Raw genomic sequence first — 18,685 nt, 5'->3', positions numbered from 1 at the left:
TCAGGTCTCCCTGAATTCGGTTCGCGCCAGGCCGTTGTCGAGATTGATCGTGGTACGCAGCTTCATGCGTTCCGGCGTCGGCGTCATGATCAGCACGGCGTCGATCTCGATCTTCAGGCCGACGCTCTTGTCGCCGAGGTTGACATTGACCGTCGTGGCGCTCTCCTTGAGGCGCGGCTCGAAGGTGGCAAGCACCGAGCGGATCTCGCGGGCCAGCGCATCACGGTCGAAGTCCCTCGACGAGCGGCCGGAGAAGGAAGGCACGCCATAGTTGACCACGCTGCGCCGCACTTCTGGGAAGTCTGCCAGCGAGGGCAGCTCGTCCAGTGGCTGTTCCTGCTCGGCATCGGAAAGCATCGGAACGGATTCAAAACGTTCGGTGTTGAACAGGGCTTCGATGTCTCGCCGGACGGCTTCCCGAAGCACCCGCGCCGACACCACCACGCCGCGGCTTTCGATCTCGGCGCGGTGCTCGGTCTGGAAGACAAGCCGGTGCAGGCGCCGCTTCTGATCGGCCGTCACCTCCGCATCGGCATCGATGGCGCGCGCGCTGCCGGCAAGAAGCGCCTCGACGCGCTCGGCGCCGAGTTCTTCTTCCAGCAGTCGACGCAGCCGGTCTATCTCCGAGGTCAGGCCGGGCAGGTCATTGATGAGGCGGTCCCACAGGGAGGGCTGGACCGCCTCGCGCTTTGCCCGCGAACTTCCGGCAAGCTGCGCCTTGTTCGCGCCGGGCCGCCTGGCCTCACTTGCCGACATAGACATCCATTTCGATCTCGTCGTCCTTGTCATAGACGAACTTGATCTTCTTGTAGGCGAAGCTGACTTCTTCCTCGATCAGGTCGGCTTCGTCGTCGGCCTGCTTCATGTCGTATTCCATGATCGAGGCGTCGGTGAGTGTCACCACCAGATAGTCGCTGGTCTCGCCGTCGATGGTGCGGCGGGCCGAAAACACCACTTCGTCGAGGGCCTTGTTCTCGAACAGCGCCTTCTTCAGATACGGCGACGACTTGTCGTAGTGCTTGGTGAACTTGATCATGCCGAGCGCCACGCGGCCGCGGCGCGAGAGCGAGTTGGGGTCGTAGGGCGCGACCATCTTGTAGTCGACGCCGTGGATCTCGATCTCATCCTCATGGCCGTCGCGCTTGCTCGGGCCCTTGATGTCCGGAACCTTCAGAAAACCATCGATCTTCATTGTTGTCGGCATTGTCTTTCTCCACCGCTTTCAAACGAAACAAGATGACTATGCTTGCGATTTCACCCCTTTACTGACGGCAGTTCCGACACCAGGCGGAGCGAGGCGTTGATGCCTTCCAGCTGGTAGTGCGGACGCAGATAGAAACGGGCATTGTAGTAACCGGGCCGGCCTTCGACACTGTCGACCTGGACCTCGGCCGCGGCCAGCGGGCGCTTGGCGCGCGCCTTGTCGTCGGCAAAGGCCGGGTTGGCCAGTACGTACCGGTTGATCCATTCGGTCAACCAGATCTGCATGTCGGAGCGTTCCTTGAACGAGCCGATCTTGTCGCGCGCGATCGCCTTGAGGTAGTGCGCGAAGCGCGAGACGGGGAAAAGATAGGGCAGGTTGGCGCTGAGCCGCTCGTTCGACTGTGCGTCGGGATCGACCAGGCGGCCGGCGCGGGTTTCGTCGTCCTGCAGCGAATGCGCTCCGATGAAGGCCGCGAGGTCGGTGTTCTTCCGATGCAGGATCGGCATCAGGCCGAGCTTGGCCAGTTCCGCCTCGCGCCGGTCGTCGATGGCGACCTCCGTCGGGCATTTCATCGCGATCGAGCCGTCGTCGGTCGGGAAGGCGTGCACCGGCAGATTGAGCACCGTGCCGCCATTCTCGACACCGCGGATCTGCGTGCCCCAGCCATAGAGCTTGTGGCTGCGGTTGATGTTCACGCCCATCGGGAAAGCGGCGTTCATCCAGACATATTTGTTGTGGTCGCCCCCCACCTCTTCTTCGAAGGTGAAGCCCTTCACCGGAACGGTCTCGCTGCCGTAGGGCAGCCTCGCCAGCACACGCGGCATGGTGAGGCCGATATAGCGGGCGTCCTCGCTCTCGCGCAGTGACTGCCACGAGGCATAGGCCGGGTTGTTCACGATCATCTGCAGGTCCTGCGGGTTGGGCAGTTCCTGCCAGCTGTCCATGCGGAACAGGCGCGGCGAGGCGGCGGCGATGAAGGGCGTGTGCGCCGAGGCGCAGATGCCCGAAATGTTGCGCAGCAGGCCGACGTCGCGCGGATGGTTCGAGAATTCGTAGGCGCCGATGATGCAGCCGATCGGCTCGCCGCCCAGCATCGAATACTCGTCCGTGTAGACTTTCTTGAAGATCGGGCTCTGGTCCCACATCTGGCCTTCATAGTCTTCGAGCGTGTCGGCCAGTTGCTCCTTGGAGATGTTCATCACCCGGATCTTGAGGTGCTTGGCATCCGTCTCGGTGTTGTTGACGAGATACCAGAGGCCGCGCCAGGTGCCCTCCATCTCCCGCACTTCCGGCGCGTGCAGGATCTCGTTGACCTGCGTCGTCAGCATCTTGTCGATGCCGGCGATCAGCGACTTGATCGACTTGATGGCGTTGGACGAGATGGTCGTGGTCTCGGAGCGCGACTGGGCGGCCAGCGCCAGGTTGCGCACCAGCTGCTGCAGCTTCTCGCTGTCGTCCTTCTTGACCTTGAAGTCCTTTTCCAGGAGTCCGCTGAATTCGCCAAGGTCCATGGCTTCCGCCTCGGCGGTGGCGGCTGCGGTCTTTTGCTGTTCAACCATGACTTACTCCTCGCCCTTGCCGTCAGAGATCGCCTGGGCGGCGATCTTGCTCAGCAGCGGCTCGTTGTTCAGAAGCTGCGCGATGCGCTTCTCGGCGTCGACGCGGCCGTCCATGAAGCCGAGCAGCTCTTCGAGCTGCCGGCGCATCTTCAGGATCTCTGCCAGTTGCGGAACCTGCTCGGCGATCTTGTCCGGCGCGAAATCGCCGATCTTCGAAAAGGTGAGATCGATCGCGAGCTCTTCGTCCCGCTCAGCACCCTCGGCCTGGGGCAGCGTGTTCTTCACCCGCGCCTTCACGCGCGGCCCCATGGCCTCCATGAATTTCGGGAAGCGGTTGGCGTCGGTTTCAATGAGGGTGCGGTCCAGAACCGACTTCATCGCTTCCTTGGTCTGTGAAGCGCCGGAAAGATCGGCCATCACGGCCATGACGAACGGCAGTTCGATCGTCGTCGGGCTGCCGTAGGTCTCAACGTCGTAGGCGATCTGCACGCGCGGGGCGCGGTTTCTTTCGATGACCTTCGCTTTGCTCTCTGCTGGCATGCTTGTTACCTTTCATCCTTCTGGGCCGGCTTCTTGGGATCGGGGACACCGGCAAGCAGCCGGAACTCCTTCAGCCCCGACGGGGCGAGATCTTCCATCAGTTCCACGAAATCCATGTGCACCATGCGGCGCACGCGGCGGGCGAGATGCGGTATCGGGCTCGAAGGCTCGGTGCGATCGTAGAAGGCGACGACGAGGTCGAGGCATTTGACGACGTCGTCGCGCGAGGTGATCCGGTCGGGCAGTCCGGCGCTCGGTTCCGCATAACCTGCGACACTTGCCATCGTTTCGGCTCCTCCCATCCTTTCGCCGCCATGACCGTTCGGGGCGGGCGCTGCCGGTTCCGCCGGTTGCGGCGAGGGCTTTGCGGCGCCGTTTGCAGCAGTGCCGGCGGCCGAATTCCGCTCAAGCGTCGTCAGCAAACGCTGCAGGAAGCGTCTCAATTCCGGGATGGTCGGGCCGTTGCCGTCGATGCGCCTGTTGAGGGCGGCGTCCACCTCGTCGAGTGCGGCGATCGCCGCGCGGGCATCGGTGAGCAGCATCGTCATCGCGTCGCCGGCCTGGTCGATCTGCGCCGCGCAGCCGCTGCGCACCCGGTTCAAAAGCTGGCTGTGGGCGCTCGTCAGCGCCGCCTTCTCGGCCGCGTTCAGCCCCGAAGCCGCCTCCTGGAGCATGACGCGCTCGTCGAGCGCGCCCTGTTCCAGGTCGCGTCCGCTGATCGGTCCGATCTGGCGCGGCGAGAAGAAGATCGTCTCGCGCAGGTTTGCCAGCAGGCCTCCTTGGGTGTTTTGGAGATCGAGGAGCGCATTGATGCGGCGCAAGGCGGCGTCGCGCGGCTGCGCGCTCGCCCGCAACGCAGGATGCATCGTCTCCCAATACTGGTCGAATGTCCTGGCGATCAGGGTCAGGCCCTGCGCGAGGCCCGCCAGCCTTTCCTCGTTGGCTAAAGCGCGCGCGACGATGACCAGCAGGCGCAGGTCCCGGCCACGGGCGCGAAGCTCTTCAGCCTTGTCGAGGACAGCCGCCCAGTCGACCGGGCTGGATTGCGAGGTGGGCTTGTTGTTGCCGTCATGAATAACTTTGATCTGGGGCTCGGTCAGGCGCTCCAGCTCGTGAAAGGCCGGGTCGTTGCGCAAGTCCTCTCCCGACGGATTCTCACCGTTCAGAGGATTCAGCCAGAGTGCGAGATCAATCACACTAACCCCCAGCCAGCGGCCCTGAGACCCCTATGTGACGCGACGTTATCACACGGTCTCACTCTACCACAATTGAGCAGCTGCTCAAAAACTAACGGAAGCTAAACACGACCGCTTTCGTCGGCGAAACCCATGGCGCGATTGCCCGGCCCGGTATGTGAAATGGCTCGCATAGCCCGGGCGCCAATCCGGTGTTTGTTGCAGGGGTATGCAGGAGTTGTGTGACCGGGAGATGCCGCCCAGACCGTATCGGGACGCTCCATCCGTTACACGCTTTGTCAAGCGGCCGCTTATATGGCAGGGTACGGTCGGCAGATTTCGGGAGCAGGTTCGATGGAACAGCGCCGGTCATCGCAGAGCTTCAAGCGTAAGGAACTGGTCGCCAAGCTCAATGCCACGGGGGTGCGCGCCTTCAAGGCCGCGGCCGACACGGCCAAGCTGCGCGGCAATCCCTATGTCGAGCTCGTCCATTTCATCCAGCAACTGGTGCTGTCCGAGCGCTCGGACGTGCAGATGATCATCGCCGATGCCGGGCTGGACGTCAGCCGGCTGACGGCGGACATGACCCGCGCCATCGACAAGCTGCCCTATGGCGCCACCTCTGTGGAGGAATTCTCCGACCACATTTTTCACGCCATCCAGGAGGGCTGGAACCTGGCGACGCTGGAGTTCGGCGTGGAAGAGGTCCGAAGCTCCCACATCCTGCTTGCCTGCCTGAAGACGCCGGTGCTGGAAGGCCTGGTGTCGAAGATCAGCGCCGAGTTCGACAAGATCGACGCCGACGGCGTCATTTCCCGCTTTGCCGACGTAACCGAGGGCTCACTCGAAGCCGGCTCATCTCCTGCCGCGGCTGCCGATGAAAAGCCGATGAAGCGCGGTCCGGGCGGGGATTCGGCGCTGGCCAAATACGCCACCGACCTCACCCAGCGCGCCCGCGACGGCAAGATCGATCCGGTCGTTGGCCGCGATCCGGAGATCCGGCAGATCGTCGACATCCTGATGCGACGCCGGCAAAACAACCCGATCCTGACCGGCGAGGCGGGCGTCGGCAAGACGGCGGTCGTTGAAGGTTTTGCGCTCCGCATCGCCCAGGGCGACGTGCCGCCGACCCTGCAGAATGTCAGCGTGCGCATGCTCGATGTCGGGCTGATGCAGGCGGGCGCCAGCGTCAAGGGCGAGTTCGAGAAGCGGCTGAAGGCCGTCATAGACGAGGTCCAGGCCTCCGAGGTTCCGATCATCCTGTTCATCGACGAGGCCCATACGCTGATCGGCGCCGGCGGGGCTGCGGGCACCGGCGATGCCGCCAATCTCCTGAAGCCTGCGCTGGCACGCGGCGAGCTGCGCACCGTCGCCGCTACGACTTGGGCCGAATACAAGCAGCACATCGAGAAGGACCCGGCGCTGACGCGCCGTTTCCAGGTGGTCAAGATCGAGGAGCCGTCGGAAGCGGTGGCCGTGCTGATGTTGCGCGGCGTCGCCGGCGTGCTGGAACAGCACCACAAGGTGCAGATCCTGGACGAGGCAATCGAGGCGGCGGTTGCGCTTTCGCACCGCTACATTCCGGCGCGGCAACTGCCGGACAAGGCCGTCAGCCTGCTCGACACCGCCTGCGCCCGCGTCGCGATCTCGCAGCATGCGACGCCGGCCGAGGTCGAGGACATTCTGCGCCGCCGTCAGGCGCTGGAGGTCGAGCGCGGCATCATCGGCCGCGAGGCGGCAATCGGCATCGACGTTACCGACAGGCAGGCTCGTGTCGATGTCGGGCTGGCCGAAACCGAGACGACTTTAGCCGCCGCGCAGGCGCGCTGGGATCGCGAAAAGGCGCTGGTGAGCGAAATCCTCGACCTGCGCGCCAAGCTGCGCGGAGAGGGCGTGCCGCTCGATGCGGCTGCGGCCGGCGAAGCCGGTGAGACCGTTTCTGCTGCGCCGGCTGCGTCCGAAACTCCGGAGGCAAAGGCGCCGGAGAACAAGGCGGCTGAAACCAAGCCGGCGAAATCCAAGGGCTCGAAAGCCAAGGCAGCCAAGGGCGAAGCGGCCAGGGGCGAGGTGGCCAAGGCGGAGGCTGTTGCAGAGACAATCGCCGAGGGATCGGCCGGTTCCGCTGCCGACCTCGCGCGGCTGCGCGAACTGATGGCGGAACTTGCCGCGGCGCAGGGCGAGACGCCGCTGATCCTGCCGTCGGTCGACCGCAATGCGGTCGCCGCGGTCGTTCAGGATTGGACCGGCATCCCGACCGGACGGATGCTGTCCAGCCAAACGGAGAAAGCCCTCAGGCTCGCCGTGACCCTGTCCGAGCGGGTGGTCGGCCAGGACCATGCGATGGAGATGATCGCCAAGCGCGTGCAGACCAGCCGCGCCGGCCTCGGCGCGCCGGAAAAGCCGGTCGGCGTGTTCCTGCTCTGCGGCCCGTCCGGCGTCGGCAAGACCGAGACCGCGCTGGCGCTCGCCGAAACGCTCTATGGCGGCGAGCAGAACCTGATCTCCATCAACATGTCCGAATTCCAGGAAGCGCACACCGTCTCGACGCTGAAAGGCGCGCCGCCCGGCTATGTCGGCTACGGCAAGGGCGGCATCCTGACCGAGGCGGTGCGCAGAAAACCCTATTCGGTGATTCTGCTCGACGAGGTCGAGAAGGCCCACCCCGACGTGCACGAGATCTTCTTCCAGGTCTTCGACAAGGGCATGATGGACGACAGCGAAGGTCGGCGCATCGATTTCAAGAACACGCTGATCCTGCTCACTTCCAATGTCGGCTCCGACGTCATCATGGACCGGACGAAGAACGGCACGGTGCGGACCGGCATCGACGATCTAGACGCGGCCTTGCGCGCGCCGCTGCTGAGGGTCTTCCCTGCCGCCTTCCTCGGTCGCGTCGTCACCATTCCCTACTATCCGCTGTCGGATTCAATGATCGAGGCGATCACCCGTCACCAGTTCGCCAAGATCGCGCGACGCCTCAGGGCTACCAACGACGCCGAGCTGGTGATCGGCGACGGCGTCATGGACCTGGTCAAGGCGCGCTGCACCGAGATCGAGTCCGGCGGCCGCATGATCGACGCCATCCTCACCAACACGCTGCTGCCGGAGCTCAGCCGCGGCGTGCTCAACCGCGCGCTCGAGGGCGCGAAGATGACCAAGGTCACCGTCGGCGCGTCGGCGGAAGGGTTCACTTACTCGTTCGAGTAGCGGGGCTTGGGGCGCAAAAATTCGGGCGCCATGTCACATTGGGCGCAGCCTCACTCGTCTTGAGGTCGGAACCAACGAAAGGAACCGACCATGACTGCCAGACTTGACCCCCTTGCCGCCGCCCCGTCGCTGATGAAGGAGTGGCACCGCGCCTCGCTCGCGATTTCCGCCAGCCTCGATCCGGCTCTCGCCGAGCTCATCGAGATCCGCTCCTCCCAGATCAACGGCTGCGCCAACTGCATCAACATGCACACGACCTATGCCCGCGAACGCGGAGAGACCGAGCAGCGGGTCTACCTGCTGGCGGCCTGGCGCGAGGCGCCGTGCTATACCGATCGCGAACGCGCGGCCCTCGGCTGGACCGAGGCGCTGACGCGCATCAGCGAAGGCCATACGCACGAGGCCGCCTATGAGGCGCTGAAGGACCATTTCACCGAGGAGGAACGGGTGAAGATCACCTTGATGATCAACATCATCAACGGCTGGAACCGCATCGCGGTCGGCTTCGGCGGCTTCGTCGACCCCGCGGCCCTGAAGGCCGCCAATGCGAAGGCCTCCAACAAGGCAGCCGCCGCTTGATGGCGGAACCGTCATCCAAGGGCGCGGCGGCGGAGTTCGAACCGCTGCGCCCGAAGCTCATGCGGGTCGCCTACCGCATGCTGGGCTCGGTGGCTGATGCCGAGGACGTGGTGCAGGAGGCCTTCATCCGCTGGATGAGGGCCGACCGCGCCGGTGTGCGCCAGCCGGAAGCCTTCCTGCGCCGCACGGTCACGCGCCTCTGCCTCGATCAGCTCAAATCCGCCCGCCATCAGCGCGAGACCTATGTCGGCACATGGCTTCCCGATCCCGTCGTCGAAGACGGCGAACCGGATGACGTCACCTTGCCGCTGATGCTGGCGCTGGAGCGCCTGTCGCCGCTCGAGCGGGCGGCCTTCCTGCTGCACGACGTGTTCGGGTTGGAATTCGAGGAGGTCGCGGCAGAGATCGAGCGCGACGCTGCGGCCTGCCGCCAGCTCGCCGCCCGCGCGCGCAATCATGTCCGCGAGGCGCGGCCTCGCTTCCAGGTCGAGCAAGAGCGCGGCCTCGAGCTTGCCGAGGCCTTCTTCAACGCCTCGCGCAGCGGCGACATGAAGGCGCTGGGCGCCATGCTCAGCGCCGATGTCAGCGCCCATGCCGACGGCGGCGGCAAGCGTCCTGCGGCTATCGCGCCGGTCTTCGGCTACGATGCGGTCATCAAGCAATACGAGACCGTCGTCGCGTGGCTTAAGGACAATCGCTCGCAGCTCGTCCGCTTCGGCTTCGTCAACGGCTTGCCGGGTTTCGTCACGCTCGAGTCCGATGGCGAGCTCCAGACGACCGCGCTCGACATCGAGGACGGCAAGATCACCGCGATCTATGTGATGCGCAATCCCGACAAGCTGAGGCATCTGCATTAGCGAAGGCGTCTGGCCGTCGGCCGAAGCGTACCAATTGCCGTTTGCATAAAGGCTCGGAAGGAACTTTTGCCTCGCTGGCGATTTTGGATATGTTGGTAATCGGTATGGGCAGAAGGGTGTCGCCGATGACGAAATACCTTGCTATCTCCGCTCTCGTTCTGGCCACGGCCATTGGCGTATCCGCCCCGGCATTCGCAGGCCACCGGTATCATGACCGGCTGGTCGAGCGCGAACGCTACGTTCCGGCCGAAGGCGACCTCATCGACATCCTGTTCGGCGGTCCGCGTTATTACGATGCCATGCTGGTGACCACGGCGGCGGGCGCCTGCTCCTATAACCGCACGGGGCCGGATGCGAACGCGCTGAACAAGATCAACGACCATCATTGCGGAAAATAGCCGCTCACAGGCCCGGCCTCGATAAGGCGCGCCTGCTTTGCCCCTCTCCATCATGTGCTGATCGGGTTCGCCGAGGCGTGCCCGCCTGATGTCGGCGGTTGCGCTGCGCACAGCTGCGAGCCATCGCACACACCTGATCCAAATATTGTATACAATAATTAAGAAAGATGTTGACAATCTGTCGCAGGCGGTTTCCCTTAGGCTATCCGCGCCATCCAACGAAAAACACAAGGCGCGATAACCAGAAGGGAACCGCAGATGATCAACCGACGCTCGACTCTGAAATCGATGGTGCTTGGCGCCGTCTCCACCCTGGCCATTGCCGCTATTGCCATCCCGTCCGCGCAAGCCGGAAACAAGGAACTGAAAATCGGCTTCGTTGGCGTCACCAGCGGCCCCGCCGCCGCCTGGGGCACGTCGAACGTGCGCTCGATGCAGACGCGCGCCGCCTGGCTCAACGAAAAAGGCGGCGTCAAGATCGGCGACGACACCTACAACATCAACATCGTCACCTTCGACGACCAGAAGGACCCCAAGCGCGCCATCGCCGGCATGGAGAAGATGGCGCAGGAAGGCATCCACTATGTCGTCGGGCCGAATGTCGATGACGGCGCCGCCGCGGTGCGCCCCGTCGCCGAGGCCAACGGCATCATCTATTTCCCCTATGCCTTCCCGAAGGCGCTCTACCAGAAGCCGGCTTCGAATGCCGTGCTCGGCATGATCGCCAACTATCAGTCGGGCCCGGCGATCTACAAATTCCTCAAGGAAAACAAGGGCGTGAAGACGATTGCCTTTGTTGCCGCGAACGAATCCGATCCGCTCAGCCAGCGCGACAGCGGCGTCGAGGCGGCCAAGGCGCTCGGGCTTCAGGTCGTCGCCCAGAACGACACCTACCAGAACGACACCCGCGACTTCACGCCGGTGCTGACGCCGATCGTCGCGCTGAAGCCCGACCTGCTGGTGCTGTCCGGTGTCGCGCCGGCCAACGCGCCGCTGCTCATCCGTGCCGCCCGAGAACTTGGATATGAGGGCCTGATCTCGACCGAAACGGCGCAGGACGCCAAGGTTCTTCAGGAGGGTGCCGGCGAATACGCCAACGGCTTCATCTCCGTCGGCGGTGCCTCCACGCCGGAAATCGCGTCCGACGAGATGAAGGAGTTCGTCGCCCGCTACACCAAGATGTTCGGCGAGTACAACGATGAGTCCAACACCAAGGTCTATGCGCTCGAATACATCCTCGACACGTTGAAGGCCAATCCGGCGGCAATCAACGACGTCGCGGAATTCAAGAAGACCATGGACACGTTCTCGGCGCCCAATCCCTTCCTGAAGGGCGACGCCAAGCTGAGCTATGTCGGCTCGACCTCCTTCGGCCAGAAGCGACAGCTCGCCGTGCCGATGGTAGTCAACGAATACAAGGATGGTGCTTTCCAGACCCTGTTCGTCGGCTCCGTCGACTAGGGTTAGGTTCCTAAGGTTACTTCCTCCCGAATGCCGGGGGTCCGGGCGATGCTCGGACCCCGCGGATGATCGAAGGTCTCTATGGAACAGGTCATCGCCAACGGATTGTATCTCGGTGCCCAATATGCGCTGATCGCGCTGGGGCTTACCCTGATCTTCGCCCTGATGAACGTGCTCAATTTCGCCCACGGGCAGATGTATGTTCTGGGCGGGTTCATCACCTACACCATCTACGGCCAGATCGGCCTGCCTTTCGTCGTGGCGCTGCTGGCGTCCGGTGTGACGCTCGCCGTGATCGGCGCGCTGATGGAGAAATTCCTCTTCCGCACCGTCATCAGGCGCAGCTTGCGCGAGGAAAGCACGATGCTGCTCGCCGCGGCGACAGCCTTCTTTTTCGACGCGGTCATCCTGCTGTTGTTCGGTGAGAAGCAGCGCGGCGTTCCCAAGATCGTCAAAGGCGTTTTCAACGAGGGCGGCATCATCATGCCTTACGACCGTCTGGTCGTCGGCGCCCTCGCTTTGATCTTCATCGCGGCCTTCGTCCTCTACATGCAGTACAGCCGGGTCGGGCGAGCCATGCGGGCGCTGGCCCAGGATCGCGTCGCCGCGCAATTGATGGGCGTCAAGGTCGATCGCTATTCGATGATCGGCTTTGCCATGGGCGCCATGCTGGCCGGCATCGTCGGCGGCCTTCTGGTCACAATTACCGGCGTCAATTCCGGCATCGGCGGGCCGATCTCGATCAAGGCCTTCCTGATGGTGATGATCGGGGGCGCCGGCGTCGTGGGCGGCGCCATCGCCGGTGGCTTCATTCTCGGCATGATGGAGTCGATCGGCCTTACCGTGCTGCGTCAGTATGGTGACGTCACCTACCTCGCCATCTTTGCTGCGCTGATGGTGTTCCTGTCGATCCGCCCCAACGGGTTGATGGGCAAGCCGTGGGGTTGATCGTGCCATGACGCATCCTGCCATGATGCTCAGCGTGAAGATCGCCTCGGTCGCTGTCTTCCTGGCGATCGTCTTTATCGCCGTGCCGGTTCTGATCGCGGCGAGCGGCCGCACCGACCTCTATTACACGCTTACCTCCGTGGCGCTGCTCAGCATCGCCAGCGCCGGCGTGTGGCTCACCTTCTATATCGGCCGGATCAATATCGGCCAGGGCGCCTATGCGCTGATGGGCGGCTATGTGTCGGCCATCCTCGTAATGAACCACGGCTGGTCGTTCTGGCCGACGCTGCCGGTCGCAGGCCTGTTCTGCGCGGCAGCAAGCGTGCTCATCGGCCTGCCGATCCTGCGCCTGCGCGGGGTCTACTTCGCCATGGTGACGCTGACGCTGACCGAGGTCGCGCGGCTCCTGGCGTTGGCACTGCCGATCACCAACGGCGCCAAGGGCATCGTCAGCATCCCGCTGCCCGGCGCGCTCTCGGTCTTCGGCCTCACCATCATTCCCGATTTCGCCACGGTGCAGAATCCCCGCCTGGCCTTCTACCTGCTGGCGGTCACGCTCATGGTGGTCTGCTTCGCGGTGATGTACCGGCTGGTTCATTCGCGTATCGGCAAGCTCTGCCAGTCGCTGCAGCAAAACGAGGAACTGGCCTCGTCCATCGGCGTCAACATCGCCTATCTGCGTGTCATCGCCTACGCCGTTTCGTCCTTCTTCGGCGGTGTCGCCGGCGCGATCTTCGCTGCCATTTCGCAATCGATCTATCCGTCGAGTTTCACTGTCACCGATTCCGTCAACTTCATGCTGAACTGTTTCCTCGGCGGTCTTGGCTACGTGTTCGGGCCGATGCTCGGCACGCTGGTGCTCTATTTCGGCTGGGACCTGCTCTTCCAGACCGGCGAGTTCCAGCTCCTGATCTACTCGGGCCTGATGATCGTGCTGATGCTTGTCTTACCCAATGGGCTGCTCAGCCTCGCCCTCCCGAGCCGGAAGGGTTGAGCCATGGCTGACATGCTCGAAGTCTCAGGCCTGACGAAACGCTTCGGCGGTCTTGTCGCCGTCAACAACGTTTCCTTCTCGGTGCGCGAGAAGGAAATCCTCTCGGTCATCGGCCCCAACGGTGCCGGCAAATCGACGCTGTTCAAGCTGATCTCGTCGTTCCTCAGGCCGACATCCGGCGAAGTGCGCCTGAAGGGCGAGCGTATCTCGAACCTCGCGCCGCACATCGCCGCCCGCAAGGGCGTCGTGCGAACCTTTCAGGAAACGACGATCTTCAAGAATATGAGCGTGCGCGACAACGTCATTATCGCTCACCATTTGCGCTCAAGGGCGAACCTGTTCGGCTTCTTCCTCGGCACGGGCACGGCCAAGGCCGACGAGGCGGCCTTCGGCCAATCGGCCGACGAGATCCTGGCGCTGCTCGGCCTGGCCTCGCTTGCCGGCGAGACCGCCCACAACCTGCCGCACGGCCATTTGCGGGCGCTTGGCATCGCCATCGGCCTCGCCACGAACCCGTCGATCCTGCTGCTGGACGAGCCTTTCGCCGGCATGAACCACGACGAGACGATGCGCATGGTGGCGATGGTGCGGCGCCTTCGCGATCTCGGCCTCACCATCCTGCTGGTCGAGCATGACATGCCGGCCGTGATGAAGATCTCGGACCGCATCGTGGTCCTCAATTTCGGGCAGAAGATCGCCGAGGGAACGCCGCCGGAAATCCAGGCCAACGAGAAGGTCATTGAAGCCTATCTCGGCAGCGAAGACGAGGCGATCGGCCTATGAACCAGATCCTGAAATTCGCCGGTGTCGAGCTTTATTACGATCATGTCTACGCGCTGAAGGGCGTCTCGCTCGAGGTCAATGAAGGCGAGACCGTCGCCCTGATCGGCGCCAATGGCGCCGGCAAGTCGTCGATCCTTCGCGCCATCACCGGCCTGCGCAAGATCAGGTCGGGCGAGATCCATTACAGCGGCAAGCGCATCGACGGCGCCGCCCCTGACGAGATCGTCAAGATGGGCATCGCCATGGTGCCGGAGGGGCGCCGCGTCTTCCCTTACATGACGGTCAGGGACAACCTCCTGATGGGCGCCTTCACACGCTCCAGTAAGGCTGAGATCGCTGCCTCGATGGAGATGGTGCTGGGGCGCTTCCCCCGGCTGAAGGAGCGTTTCTCGCAGGCTGCCGGCACGATGAGCGGCGGCGAGCAGCAGATGCTGGTCATCGGCCGCGCGCTGATGGCGAAGCCGAAGCTTTTGCTGCTCGACGAGCCGTCGCTCGGTGTCGCGCCCAAGCTCGTCCAGGACATCGCCCGCTCGATCGTCGCGATCAACCGGGACGAGAAGGTCAGCGTTCTCCTGGTGGAGCAGAACTCTCGCATGGCGCTGCGCATCTCGCAGCGCGCCTACGCGCTGACCACCGGCAGCGTCGCGCTGAGCGGCAACTCCGCCGAATTGCTGAGCGACGACCGGGTCAAGCGTCTTTATCTCGGCGGCGAGATCTGAGGCTGATTTTGATGCGCATACTCGTCATCAACCCCAACACGACCCAATCGATGACCGCCAAGATCGGCAAGGCGGCGGAAAGCGTCGCGTCCTCGGGCACCGAAATCGTGGCCGTCAATCCGGCCGACGGTCCGCCGAGCATCGAGGGCTATTTCGACGAGGTCTTCGCCATCCCCGGTATCATCACCGAGATGGGTAAGGCGCCGGCTGCGGATGCCTATGTCATCGCCTGTTTCGACGACACCGGGCTCGATGCCGCGCGCTGCGCCACCGAGGCTCCGGTCATCGGCATCGGCGAGGCGGCCTTCCATCTCGCCAGCCTGGTCGCCGGCAGGTTCAGCGTCGTCACCACGCTCGCCCGCTCGGTTCCCGCCATCGAGCACAATCTGGCGAAATACGGCCTCGCCTCGCGCTGCGCGAAGGTGCGCTCGTCCGAAGTCGCCGTGCTCGAACTCGAACGGCCGGGCTCGAACGCAAGACACAGGATATCGGAGGAGATCGCGCGCGCCATCCGAGAGGATCAGGCCGAGGCGATCGTGCTGGGCTGCGCCGGCATGGCGGATCTCGCGCACAGCCTCTCGGAAGAGCACGGCGTTCCGGTGCTCGACGGCGTCGTCTGCGCGGTCACGCTGGCCGAAGGCCTGTTCAGGGTCGGCTTGCGGACGTCGAAGATCGGCGGCTATGCCGCCCCCCGCGGCAAGCGTTTCGCCGGCATATTTGCTTCGGCCTCGCCGCTAGGCGCCGGTTCGCACGGCTAGCGCCGGTCGTGGAGGTCGAATCCCTCGGGATTGACCGGGGCGCGAGCGCCATTAGATTGGACGGGCTGCTGGCGATTTGGGGGCAGATCAGGCCGGATCGGGCCTGCGCATTGAAAGCATGTTGACGATACTCAGGGAAGACGATCGCGACGACAGGCCGGCAGCGCGCTGGTCGCCGATCTACTATGGGCTGAGGGATGCCATCGTGAGCCATCGTCTCGCCCCGGGCACCAAGCTGCCGGAGGACGAGCTCGCCTCGATCTATTCGGTGAGCCGCACCGTCGTCCGCGCTGCCCTGCAGGCCCTTGCCCATGACCGCCTGGCGCGGCTGGAGCCCAATCGCGGCGCCTTCGTGGCCCAGCCCTCGAAGGTCGAGGCGCGTGAGGTGTTCGAGGCGCGGGCGCTGATCGAGCCCAAGGTGGCGGCGCTCGCCGCCAAGGCGGCGGTGCCGTCCGACATCGTGCAACTGCGGAAGCATCTCGAGAAGGAGCACGAGGCGCTGCATGCCGGCCGCGACAGCGACGCCATCATGCTGTCGGCGCGCTTCCATGTCGGCATCGCCGAGATCGCCGCGCATTCGGTGTTCACCAACTTCGTGCGCGACCTCGTCTCGCATTCCTCGCTGATCATCGCGCTCTATTGGAAGCGCCGCGACGCGACCTGCGAGAAGCACGCCCATCACGCGCTGGTCGACGCGATCGAGGCCGGCGACAGCGCTGATGCAGCGGCCCTGATGAACAGCCATCTGGTCGATCTGCTGTCCGGGCTCGACCTCACCGACAAGGTGGAGAAATCGGACAGCCTGGCGGATCTGCTGCGCGTCTAAAGCATGTCTCCCGAAAGTGGGAACCGGTTTCGGGATAAAGACATGCGTAAAATCAAAAACCTAAAGCGCATCAAGCGAATCTGAAAGATCGCGATGCGCTTTAATGCATGTCGCGCAAAAGTGTGCAGCGGTTTTGCGAAAACGACATGCATCAAAACAAAGATCTAAAGCGCGTCGCCTGAATCCGTTTCTGCGCGAAGCGCTTTAGTGGGCCCGCCGCTCCGGCGGACCGCCACTGTAAATCGGAAACCTCGCCGCCTCAGTAGCCGACGGTGAAGCGCTGCCTGATGTGCTCGGGCTTCTCGATCTCATTGGCCATGGCGATGGCATAGTCCTCGAAGGAGATGCTGCTGCCCTTGTCGGTGGTCAGAAGCGTATCCTTGCCCAGCCGGAACTTTCCCGTCCGCTCGCCGGGCACGAACAGCGCCGACGGCGACAGGAAGGTCCAGTCGAGCTCGTTCACCGTCCTCAGCTTTTCCAGGAAGTCGGCGCCCTTGAGCGCCTCGCCCTTGTAGATAGCTGGGAATTCCGGTGTGTCGACCAGGCGCTTGCCCGGCGCGACCTCGAGGCTGCCGGCGCCACCGACGACGAGGTAGCGCTTCACACCCGAGGCCCGTACCGCCGCGATCAGCGTGTCGGGATCGCTGGCCGTGAAATGCACCGAGCTGATCACCGCGTCATGCCCCTTGATCAGCGAGGCGAGGCCGTCCTTGTCGAAGGCGTCGCCTTTCACGGCGGTGACGCCAGGCAGTGCAGCGATCTTCTCCGGGTTGCGCGCGATTGCGGTGATGGCGTGTCCGCGATCGGAGAGTTCCTTGAGCAGGCGCGAGCCGACTTGGCCGGACGCGCCGATAAGTGCGATCTTCATGGAAGTTCCTTTCTGCTTGGGGAGGATCGGGATCAGGCCGCCTGGAGATGGGCGACGAGATTGTCGTAGCTGCCGAAGAGCGCGTTCGAGCCGATGAGGCGCGCCGCATCGTTGCGGATGACGGCCAGCGATGGAACGCCGTTGGCATTGAGCCTCTGGAACAGAGCGCGTCCGCGCCCGACCAGGTCGCGGTCGGCGCCAAGCAGGTCGTCCGTTGGGGCCAAGACGAGCCTTGCCGCGTCCGCCATGCCGGCGTCGGCCAGCACCGCGGCAACACCGCTCGGCGTGACGATGTCGCGGCCGTCGACATAGCGGGCGTGCTGGATCGCCTTCAGGGCCGGGAGCCGTCGCCGAGGATCCTCGAGACCGGCCGCACTGATGCCGAGCGTTGCCGCGCCGGAATCGAGCAGCGTGCCGCGCACGTTGAGCACATTATCGAGATAGGCTTGGCTGAAAACCTGTCCGCTCAGCCGCTCGATGCGCTGGTCGTTGGCCCAGGCATGGGCAGCGAAGCCCGCGTCCAGTGGCCGGGCGCCGGCGCCGGAGAACAGGCCGGTCGGCAGCAGGTCAAGCTCGACGCCTCCCGCCGCGAGCCTGTCCAGCATCGGCGTGGCGCCGTAGCACCAGCCGCAAAGCGGGTCGAAAAGATAGGTCACGGTGGCGTTGGTCATGGCCGTCTCGTCCGGGTACGTCATCTCCGGGCTAGATGGCAGTTTGGCCGGTTGCGAAAAACCGCGATCAATCATACAAACTGTCCGATCAGATCAGACAATTACCGATGGCCGACCTTCTGAACCTCAACCGGCTCGTCTACTTCACCACCGTCGTGGAGACCGGATCCTTCACCGCCGCCGCCGACCGCCTCGATGTCGCCAAGGCCGTGGTCAGCCATCAGGTAAGCAAGCTGGAAGAGGAACTCGGCGCGACCTTGCTGCGGCGGACGACACGGCGCGTGACCGCGACGCAGGAGGGGCGTCTGTTCTACGATCGCGCGGCCATCATCCTGCGCGAGGCGGAAGCCGCCTATGGCGACATCTCGCAAAGCACCGGCAAGCCGACGGGAACGCTGCGTCTCACCACGTCGCTCGATTACGGTGCGAAAGTGGTGGCCCCGACCATTGCCGAATATCTGAGGAAATATCCGAAGATGAAGGTCGAGGCGATCTTCGACGACGCCATCAGCAATCTGGTCGACGAGCAGATCGACCTCGGCATCCGCATCGGCTGGCTTGCCGATTCCAGCAACCAGGCACGGCGGCTGGGAACCCTGGAGCAGGTCGTCGTCGCGACACCCAGGTTTGCCGCCGGCCTCCCGCCAAATGCTAACCCCAGGCTTGCGAAATCCCTGCCATGGGTCGCCAATGCGCAGCTGCGCGGCGTTGGCCAATGGCTGTTTTCGAAGGACGGCGAGACGGTGCTGACGGAACTCAATCCGATCGTCGTCTGCGACAAGACGCCGGCCGTGCAGGCGTGCGTGCTCGCAGGCATCGGGCTCGGCATCTTCCCCGATTTCGCTGTCGAGGACGAAATCGCCGCAGGTCGTCTTGTGCGGGTATTCGCCGACTGGGCCTTGCCCACCGGCGGCATCCATGCCGTATTTCCGCCAGCTCGCTATAGGCCGGCCAAGGTGCGCGCCTTCGTCGACCTCCTGGCGGCCGCAGAAAGGAAACGGGCAGGACGATGAGGTGCTCAGAGCCGGTCCGCTGGACCGCTCCGGTCGGCAGCAAGGGAACACGTCGGAAGACAAACGGGACGAGATCCGCAGGTTCCTTTCCTGGCGTGCCAGGGAGTAGATGCTCGCAGCGGCCC

Annotated in this window: 19 protein-coding genes; 12 read left to right on the top strand and 7 right to left on the bottom strand. The window is 64.1% G+C overall.

The window, feature by feature from the left end:
* Genes tssE through tssA form a run of 5 tightly spaced genes read right to left on the bottom strand, consistent with a single transcriptional unit; the run spans nt 1 to nt 4,499 of the window.
* Nucleotides 1–756 carry a type VI secretion system baseplate subunit TssE gene (tssE, locus tag RFN28_RS14690; RefSeq protein WP_320288119.1) on the bottom strand — a complete coding sequence of 252 codons (756 nt, stop codon included), beginning with the start codon at nt 754–756 and terminating at the stop codon, nt 1–3.
* Complete coding sequence (locus RFN28_RS14685) at nt 743–1,204, bottom strand: Hcp family type VI secretion system effector (RefSeq protein ID WP_040970732.1); 462 nt, start codon at nt 1,202–1,204, stop codon at nt 743–745. The genes tssE and RFN28_RS14685 overlap by 14 nt, the downstream gene beginning before the upstream one ends.
* A 50-nt stretch (nt 1,205–1,254) precedes the next feature.
* Entirely contained in the window at nt 1,255–2,763 is a 1,509-nt protein-coding gene (gene tssC, locus RFN28_RS14680) for a type VI secretion system contractile sheath large subunit (protein ID WP_320288052.1), read from the bottom strand.
* Between the two features lie 3 nt (nt 2,764–2,766).
* Nucleotides 2,767–3,303, bottom strand: coding sequence for a type VI secretion system contractile sheath small subunit (tssB, locus tag RFN28_RS14675; RefSeq protein WP_320288051.1), 537 nt, complete (start codon nt 3,301–3,303; stop codon nt 2,767–2,769).
* A 5-nt stretch (nt 3,304–3,308) separates the two neighbouring features.
* Nucleotides 3,309–4,499: a type VI secretion system protein TssA gene (gene tssA, locus RFN28_RS14670; RefSeq protein ID WP_320288050.1), complete on the bottom strand. Its 1,191-nt coding sequence runs from the start codon at nt 4,497–4,499 to the stop codon at nt 3,309–3,311.
* Between the two features lie 333 nt (nt 4,500–4,832).
* Between tssA and tssH the strand changes: the two genes are divergently transcribed.
* The 11 genes from tssH to RFN28_RS14615 all read left to right on the top strand — a co-directional run bounded on the left by tssH (nt 4,833) and on the right by RFN28_RS14615 (nt 16,008).
* Entirely contained in the window at nt 4,833–7,685 is a 2,853-nt protein-coding gene (gene tssH / locus RFN28_RS14665; RefSeq protein WP_320288049.1) for a type VI secretion system ATPase TssH, read from the top strand.
* A gap of 90 nt (nt 7,686–7,775) precedes the next feature.
* Complete coding sequence (locus RFN28_RS14660) at nt 7,776–8,264, top strand: carboxymuconolactone decarboxylase family protein (protein ID WP_320288048.1); 489 nt, start codon at nt 7,776–7,778, stop codon at nt 8,262–8,264.
* Nucleotides 8,264–9,121, top strand: coding sequence for a sigma-70 family RNA polymerase sigma factor (locus RFN28_RS14655; protein WP_320288047.1), 858 nt, complete (start codon nt 8,264–8,266; stop codon nt 9,119–9,121). Before RFN28_RS14660 ends, RFN28_RS14655 begins: the two co-directional genes overlap by 1 nt.
* Before the next feature lie 125 nt (nt 9,122–9,246).
* Nucleotides 9,247–9,519: a hypothetical protein gene (locus RFN28_RS14650; protein WP_320288046.1), complete on the top strand. Its 273-nt coding sequence runs from the start codon at nt 9,247–9,249 to the stop codon at nt 9,517–9,519.
* 258 nt (nt 9,520–9,777) lie between these two features.
* A complete protein-coding gene (locus RFN28_RS14645) occupies nt 9,778–10,980 on the top strand; it encodes an ABC transporter substrate-binding protein (protein WP_320288045.1) in 1,203 nt (400 codons plus the stop codon).
* Nucleotides 10,981–11,061: 81 nt separating this feature from the next.
* A complete protein-coding gene (locus RFN28_RS14640) occupies nt 11,062–11,928 on the top strand; it encodes a branched-chain amino acid ABC transporter permease (protein WP_320288044.1) in 867 nt (288 codons plus the stop codon).
* A 7-nt stretch (nt 11,929–11,935) separates the two neighbouring features.
* Complete coding sequence (locus RFN28_RS14635) at nt 11,936–12,922, top strand: branched-chain amino acid ABC transporter permease (RefSeq protein ID WP_320288043.1); 987 nt, start codon at nt 11,936–11,938, stop codon at nt 12,920–12,922.
* Between the two features lie 3 nt (nt 12,923–12,925).
* A complete protein-coding gene (locus tag RFN28_RS14630; RefSeq protein ID WP_126095495.1) occupies nt 12,926–13,705 on the top strand; it encodes an ABC transporter ATP-binding protein in 780 nt (259 codons plus the stop codon).
* Nucleotides 13,702–14,424 (top strand): ABC transporter ATP-binding protein, encoded by a 723-nt coding sequence (locus tag RFN28_RS14625; RefSeq protein WP_320288042.1) that lies wholly within the window; start codon nt 13,702–13,704, stop codon nt 14,422–14,424. Before RFN28_RS14630 ends, RFN28_RS14625 begins: the two co-directional genes overlap by 4 nt.
* An 11-nt stretch (nt 14,425–14,435) precedes the next feature.
* Entirely contained in the window at nt 14,436–15,182 is a 747-nt protein-coding gene (locus RFN28_RS14620; RefSeq protein ID WP_320288041.1) for an aspartate/glutamate racemase family protein, read from the top strand.
* Nucleotides 15,183–15,300: 118 nt separating this feature from the next.
* A complete protein-coding gene (locus tag RFN28_RS14615) occupies nt 15,301–16,008 on the top strand; it encodes a GntR family transcriptional regulator (protein ID WP_320288040.1) in 708 nt (235 codons plus the stop codon).
* 259 nt (nt 16,009–16,267) lie between these two features.
* Here RFN28_RS14615 and RFN28_RS14610 read toward each other — a convergent pair whose 3' ends face one another.
* Together RFN28_RS14610 and RFN28_RS14605 are read right to left on the bottom strand one after the other, a co-directional pair.
* On the bottom strand, nt 16,268–16,876 hold the full coding sequence (locus RFN28_RS14610) for an NAD(P)-dependent oxidoreductase (protein WP_320288039.1): 609 nt from the start codon (nt 16,874–16,876) through the stop codon (nt 16,268–16,270).
* 32 nt (nt 16,877–16,908) lie between these two features.
* Nucleotides 16,909–17,547 carry a DsbA family protein gene (locus RFN28_RS14605; protein WP_320288038.1) on the bottom strand — a complete coding sequence of 213 codons (639 nt, stop codon included), beginning with the start codon at nt 17,545–17,547 and terminating at the stop codon, nt 16,909–16,911.
* 107 nt (nt 17,548–17,654) lie between these two features.
* Here RFN28_RS14605 and RFN28_RS14600 point away from each other — a divergent pair, with 107 nt between their 5' ends.
* A complete protein-coding gene (locus tag RFN28_RS14600) occupies nt 17,655–18,560 on the top strand; it encodes a LysR family transcriptional regulator (RefSeq protein WP_320288037.1) in 906 nt (301 codons plus the stop codon).
* Nucleotides 18,561–18,685 lie beyond the last annotated feature (125 nt).

Origin of the sequence: Mesorhizobium album (assembly GCF_033977205.1) — a bacterium.
Classification (GTDB): Bacteria; Pseudomonadota; Alphaproteobacteria; order Rhizobiales; family Rhizobiaceae; genus Mesorhizobium; species Mesorhizobium album.
Note: the sequence above shows the minus strand (reverse complement) of the source record. Positions and strands in the feature narration are given on the sequence as shown.

Excerpts from the sequence above, each read along its gene's own strand:
- tssE (WP_320288119.1), bottom strand. The coding sequence starts at position 756 with ATGTCGGCAAGTGAGGCCAGGCGGCCCGGCGCGAACAAGGCGCAGCTT.
- RFN28_RS14685 (WP_040970732.1), bottom strand. The coding sequence starts at position 1,204 with ATGCCGACAACAATGAAGATCGATGGTTTTCTGAAGGTTCCGGACATC.
- tssC (WP_320288052.1), bottom strand. The coding sequence starts at position 2,763 with ATGGTTGAACAGCAAAAGACCGCAGCCGCCACCGCCGAGGCGGAAGCC.
- tssB (WP_320288051.1), bottom strand. The coding sequence starts at position 3,303 with ATGCCAGCAGAGAGCAAAGCGAAGGTCATCGAAAGAAACCGCGCCCCG.
- tssH (WP_320288049.1), top strand. The coding sequence starts at position 4,833 with ATGGAACAGCGCCGGTCATCGCAGAGCTTCAAGCGTAAGGAACTGGTC.
- RFN28_RS14660 (WP_320288048.1), top strand. The coding sequence starts at position 7,776 with ATGACTGCCAGACTTGACCCCCTTGCCGCCGCCCCGTCGCTGATGAAG.
- RFN28_RS14655 (WP_320288047.1), top strand. The coding sequence starts at position 8,264 with ATGGCGGAACCGTCATCCAAGGGCGCGGCGGCGGAGTTCGAACCGCTG.
- RFN28_RS14650 (WP_320288046.1), top strand. The coding sequence starts at position 9,247 with ATGACGAAATACCTTGCTATCTCCGCTCTCGTTCTGGCCACGGCCATT.
- RFN28_RS14645 (WP_320288045.1), top strand. The coding sequence starts at position 9,778 with ATGATCAACCGACGCTCGACTCTGAAATCGATGGTGCTTGGCGCCGTC.
- RFN28_RS14640 (WP_320288044.1), top strand. The coding sequence starts at position 11,062 with ATGGAACAGGTCATCGCCAACGGATTGTATCTCGGTGCCCAATATGCG.
- RFN28_RS14635 (WP_320288043.1), top strand. The coding sequence starts at position 11,936 with ATGACGCATCCTGCCATGATGCTCAGCGTGAAGATCGCCTCGGTCGCT.
- RFN28_RS14630 (WP_126095495.1), top strand. The coding sequence starts at position 12,926 with ATGGCTGACATGCTCGAAGTCTCAGGCCTGACGAAACGCTTCGGCGGT.
- RFN28_RS14625 (WP_320288042.1), top strand. The coding sequence starts at position 13,702 with ATGAACCAGATCCTGAAATTCGCCGGTGTCGAGCTTTATTACGATCAT.
- RFN28_RS14620 (WP_320288041.1), top strand. The coding sequence starts at position 14,436 with ATGCGCATACTCGTCATCAACCCCAACACGACCCAATCGATGACCGCC.
- RFN28_RS14615 (WP_320288040.1), top strand. The coding sequence starts at position 15,301 with ATGTTGACGATACTCAGGGAAGACGATCGCGACGACAGGCCGGCAGCG.
- RFN28_RS14610 (WP_320288039.1), bottom strand. The coding sequence starts at position 16,876 with ATGAAGATCGCACTTATCGGCGCGTCCGGCCAAGTCGGCTCGCGCCTG.
- RFN28_RS14605 (WP_320288038.1), bottom strand. The coding sequence starts at position 17,547 with ATGACCAACGCCACCGTGACCTATCTTTTCGACCCGCTTTGCGGCTGG.
- RFN28_RS14600 (WP_320288037.1), top strand. The coding sequence starts at position 17,655 with ATGGCCGACCTTCTGAACCTCAACCGGCTCGTCTACTTCACCACCGTC.